This is a genomic window from Kurthia gibsonii (assembly GCF_006539985.1).
GTDB classification, from domain to species: domain Bacteria; phylum Bacillota; class Bacilli; order Bacillales_A; family Planococcaceae; genus Kurthia; species Kurthia gibsonii.
The window spans coordinates 1-4,458 of sequence record NZ_BJOB01000085.1; the positions used below are offsets into that span (position 1 = coordinate 1).

The 4,458-nt window shown below is 36.4% G+C and carries 3 protein-coding genes and 1 tRNA gene; 3 read left to right on the forward strand and 1 reads right to left on the reverse strand.

The annotated features are described in order from the left end of the window. Window positions 1-7 precede the first annotated feature (7 nt). Window positions 8-81 (reverse strand) — tRNA-Met (locus tag KGI01_RS13430). A gap of 282 nt (window positions 82-363) precedes the next feature. Here KGI01_RS13430 and tilS point away from each other — a divergent pair. The 3 genes from tilS (at window position 364) to ftsH (ending at window position 4,450) form a co-directional block, all read left to right on the forward strand. After that, window positions 364-1,770 carry a tRNA lysidine(34) synthetase TilS gene (gene tilS / locus KGI01_RS13435; RefSeq protein WP_141275100.1) on the forward strand — a complete coding sequence of 469 codons (1,407 nt, stop codon included), beginning with the start codon at window positions 364-366 and terminating at the stop codon, window positions 1,768-1,770. A 28-nt stretch (window positions 1,771-1,798) separates the two neighbouring features. Then, window positions 1,799-2,341, forward strand: coding sequence for a hypoxanthine phosphoribosyltransferase (gene hpt / locus KGI01_RS13440; protein ID WP_141275101.1), 543 nt, complete (start codon window positions 1,799-1,801; stop codon window positions 2,339-2,341). 120 nt (window positions 2,342-2,461) lie between these two features. After that, window positions 2,462-4,450: an ATP-dependent zinc metalloprotease FtsH gene (gene ftsH / locus KGI01_RS13445; protein WP_141275102.1), complete on the forward strand. Its 1,989-nt coding sequence runs from the start codon at window positions 2,462-2,464 to the stop codon at window positions 4,448-4,450. Window positions 4,451-4,458: the final 8 nt, after the last annotated feature.

The window sequence follows — 4,458 nt, forward strand, 5'->3', positions numbered from 1 at the left end:
CCGATTATGGCGACCGAGGGGATCGAACCCCCGACCTTTCGGGTATGAACCGAACGCTCTAGCCAGCTGAGCTAGGTCGCCGTTAGTTGCTATCTTTTTGACAACATAGATTATATTACAAGAGGATTGTGATACCGTCAACCCATTTTTGAAAAAAAAATAATACTTTGCAAAAGTATTTGTTTTTCTACAATATTTATAGCATTTTTTAGAAAAAAATGGGTATTAAATAAAGAATGAAAAATAATACCATCTTATTTGGTATTGATTTATAAAATATTTGATAAGAAGAGGGATTTCAATACTTTATTCTATTACTTCTACCTCTGTAAAATGCTATGATAAAGCTAAGAGGTGAAAGAGATGGTCAAATTTGAGCAGGAAGTGAATGAATATATTCAAACTCATGTGTTGATTCAATCTGGAGATCGCATTTTAGTTGCATGTTCAGGTGGAATTGATTCGATTGTCCTTTTACACTTTCTACACACTTATCAAAAACATTATGCAATTGATTTAGCAGCTGTACATGTAAACCATATGTTACGCGGTGAAGCGTCGTATGAAGATCGACAGTTTGTAGAAGATTTTTGTAAGGAAAGAGAAATCCCTGTTTTCTCTACAGATATTCCAATTTCTGAAATTTTGAAAAGAGAGAATGGTAATTTACAAGACACTTGTAGAAGAGAACGGTATCACTATTTTGAACAAGTGATGAAGCAACATCATTACAATAAATTAGCTGTGGCACACCATGCTGATGACCAAATGGAGACGGTATTAATGGCTCTTATAAAAGGAGCTCATATCCAAGGGGTTCTAGGTATGTCTGCTGAGAAATCTTGGCGCTCATTTAAAATTATTCGTCCTTTTCTAAGTGTAACAAGAGAACAACTCGTCGCGTATTTAAATAGCCAATCTTTAATGTATAGAGAAGATGCAAGTAATGCAAAAGACGATTATTTACGAAATCGTATACGCCACCATGTCGTTCCTTTTATGAAGAAAGAGAATCCACAAGTTGCAGCAGCTTTTCAGTATTTTACCGAAAAAGAGCAAGCAGAAGATGTTTATTTAAACGAGCAAGCAGAAAGTGTTTTAAAACAGTGTGAAATACAAAAAAATGATGATGAGATTTATCTGCGAATTCTTCCGTTTCAAAAGCAGTCACTTGCTTTACAAAGAAGAGCCATTCTACTACTATTAAAATATCTTTACAAAGATACAATCGTTGCGCAAAGTCATGCACTGTGGACAGCTATTTTAGAGCTTATTCAAAAAACAGATGGACATAACGAAATTTCACTGCCTTTAGGAGGAAGAGCGATTCGCACATATGATGTTTTGGTTTTAACAAAACGTCCACAAGTACAGCAAGTCGTCCAACCATTTCAGCTGCAATTAGGTGAATGGGCCACCTTAATAAATGGTTGTAAAATAGGAGTGTTCCAAAAAAATTCAGCGCCACAAGTAAGTAAATACGTTAAAAGTTACATACTGTCTACACAACAACTTCCTTTAACTATTCGAACAAAAGAAGTTGGTGATCGTATGTACTTACCAGGTGTGAATGGTTCTAAAAAGGTATCACGCATTTTAATTGATGCGAAAATACCGCAGTCAAAAAGAAGTACATGGCCTATTCTTGTGGATGCAAAGAATCAAATTTTAGCGATTCTAGATTTACGAGTGAGTCGTCTTTTACAAGAAGATATGCGTTCAATAGATGATGGTGTAGTATTAATGATAGATACCGCTCCAAAGCAGTAATCTATTTATATTTAAGGAGGATACAAATATGCTTCAAAAGGACATCGAAGAAGTATTAATTTCTGAAGAACAATTGCAAGAAAAAATGAAAGAACTTGGTGCTCAGTTAACAGCTGATTATCAAGACAAATTTCCATTACTAGTGGGTGTTTTAAAAGGTGCTATGCCTTTTATGGCAGATTTAATGAAGCGTATTGATGCATATGTTGAAATTGATTTCATGGATGTAACAAGCTATGGTAATGCAACGGTATCTTCGGGTGAAGTAAAAATCGTAAAAGATTTGAATACAAGTGTTGAAGGTCGCGATATTATCATCATTGAAGATATTATCGATTCAGGTTTAACACTAAGCTATCTAGTAGACTTATTTAAATATCGTAAAGCAAAATCAATTAAAATCGTAACATTATTAGATAAGCCATCAGGACGTAAAGTGAAGCTAGAAGCAGACTATATAGGCTTCGACGTACCAGATGCGTTCGTTGTTGGTTATGGTTTAGACTACGCAGAAAAATATCGTAACTTACCATATATTGGCGTGCTGAAAAAATCAGTTTATTCATTTTAAAATAATGTGACAAATTTCACTTGAAATTTGTTTAAAACAAAGCTTTTAAATTGTACGCGCAAATAGTCATATGATAAGATTTATTATAGTTTTTCTGTTTACCTTGTGAGGAGGCTGGGGATGAATCGAGTATTTCGATACGCCATATTGTATTTATTGATTTTCCTCGTGATTGTAGGGATTTTTGGCACATTCAATGGCAAAAATAAACCGACAAAAGAATTGAATTATCACGAGTTTGTAACAGCGTTAGAAGATGGACAAATTACAGAGGCGGATATTCAACCTGAAAGGTTAGTATTCGTTGTAAAAGGTAAGTTAGAAGGTTATAAACAAGATGAATCGTTTATTACGAATGTACCACAAGATGATCAGGAATTATTAAATTTAATTCGTAAAGCAGCGCAAGATAATAAGAACAATATTAATTTCTTACCTGCACAAGAATCAAATGGTTGGTTATCGTTATTAACAGGGATTATCCCGTTCATCATTATTTTCATTCTCTTCTTCTTCTTATTAAATCAATCTCAGGGCGGTGGAAACCGTGTAATGAGTTTTGGTAAGAGTAAAGCAAAATTGTATGATGACCAAAAAAAACGTGTACGCTTCACAGATGTAGCTGGTGCTGATGAAGAAAAGCAAGAGCTTGTAGAGGTAGTAGACTTCTTAAAAGATCATACGAAATTTGAAGAGATTGGTGCACGCATTCCGAAGGGGATTCTATTAGTAGGTCCTCCGGGAACAGGTAAAACATTGTTAGCGCGTGCAGTAGCCGGTGAAGCAGGCGTACCATTCTTCTCGATTTCAGGTTCTGATTTCGTAGAGATGTTTGTCGGTGTCGGTGCGTCACGTGTACGTGATCTATTTGAAAATGCGAAGAAAAATGCGCCATGTATCATTTTCATCGATGAAATTGATGCAGTAGGTCGTCAACGTGGAGCTGGTGTTGGTGGTGGTCACGATGAACGTGAACAAACATTAAACCAATTACTTGTTGAGATGGATGGTTTCGGAGCAAATGAAGGTATTATTATCATTGCTGCCACAAACCGCCCAGATATTTTAGACCCTGCATTGTTACGTCCAGGTCGTTTTGACCGTCAAATTACAGTAGGTCGTCCAGATGTTAGAGGTCGTGAAGCTGTATTAAAAGTTCATGCACGTAAAAAACCATTAGATGAATCAGTAGATTTAAAAGCAATCGCACAACGTACACCAGGATTCTCTGGTGCCGATTTAGAAAACTTATTAAATGAAGCTGCACTTGTTGCTGCTCGTTCAAATAAGAAGAAAATCGATATGGGTGATATTGATGAAGCAACAGACCGTGTAATCGCGGGTGTTGCGAAAACAAGCCGCGTAATCTCTGAGAAAGAACGTAACATCGTTGCTTATCATGAAGCAGGTCACGTTGTTGTTGGTTTAACACTTGATGAAGCTGAAAAGGTTCATAAAGTAACCATCGTACCACGTGGACAAGCAGGCGGTTATGCAGTAATGCTTCCAAAAGAAGATCGTTACTTTATGACAAAACCAGAACTTCTTGATAAAGTAGCGGGCTTACTTGGTGGACGTGTAGCAGAAGATGTCGTATTTGGCGAAGTATCAACAGGTGCGCATAATGACTTCCAACGTGTTACAAGTATTGTTCGTTCAATGGTTACAGAATACGGTATGAGTGATAAGTTAGGTCAATTACAATTCGGCGCAAATCAAGGTGGTAATGTATTCTTAGGGCGCGATATGTCTTCAGAACAAAACTACTCTGATAAAATCGCATATGAAATTGATCAAGAGATGCAATCAATGGTTGCAGAACAATATCAACGTACAAAAGATATTCTGACTGAACGTCGTGAATTATTAAATCTGATCGCACAAACGTTATTAGAAGTTGAAACACTAGATGCAGAACAAATCGAACACTTAGAGAAGTATGGTAAGTTACCGGAACGCTCATATGAAAAGAAAAAAGTAGACGATGATTCAGAAGCACTTGTGTTAGATGAAACATTTGGAGGAGACCCTGATCCATCGACAGCGGATCTTCCAAAACCAGATTCATTAAGTAAAAATAAAGACGGTATTCAAGAAGAACGTGAATAAAAAAGTTG

Coding starts and splice junctions, on each gene's coding strand:
- ftsH (WP_141275102.1), top strand. CDS start 2,462: ATGAATCGAGTATTTCGATACGCCATATTGTATTTATTGATTTTCCTC.
- hpt (WP_141275101.1), top strand. CDS start 1,799: ATGCTTCAAAAGGACATCGAAGAAGTATTAATTTCTGAAGAACAATTG.
- tilS (WP_141275100.1), top strand. CDS start 364: ATGGTCAAATTTGAGCAGGAAGTGAATGAATATATTCAAACTCATGTG.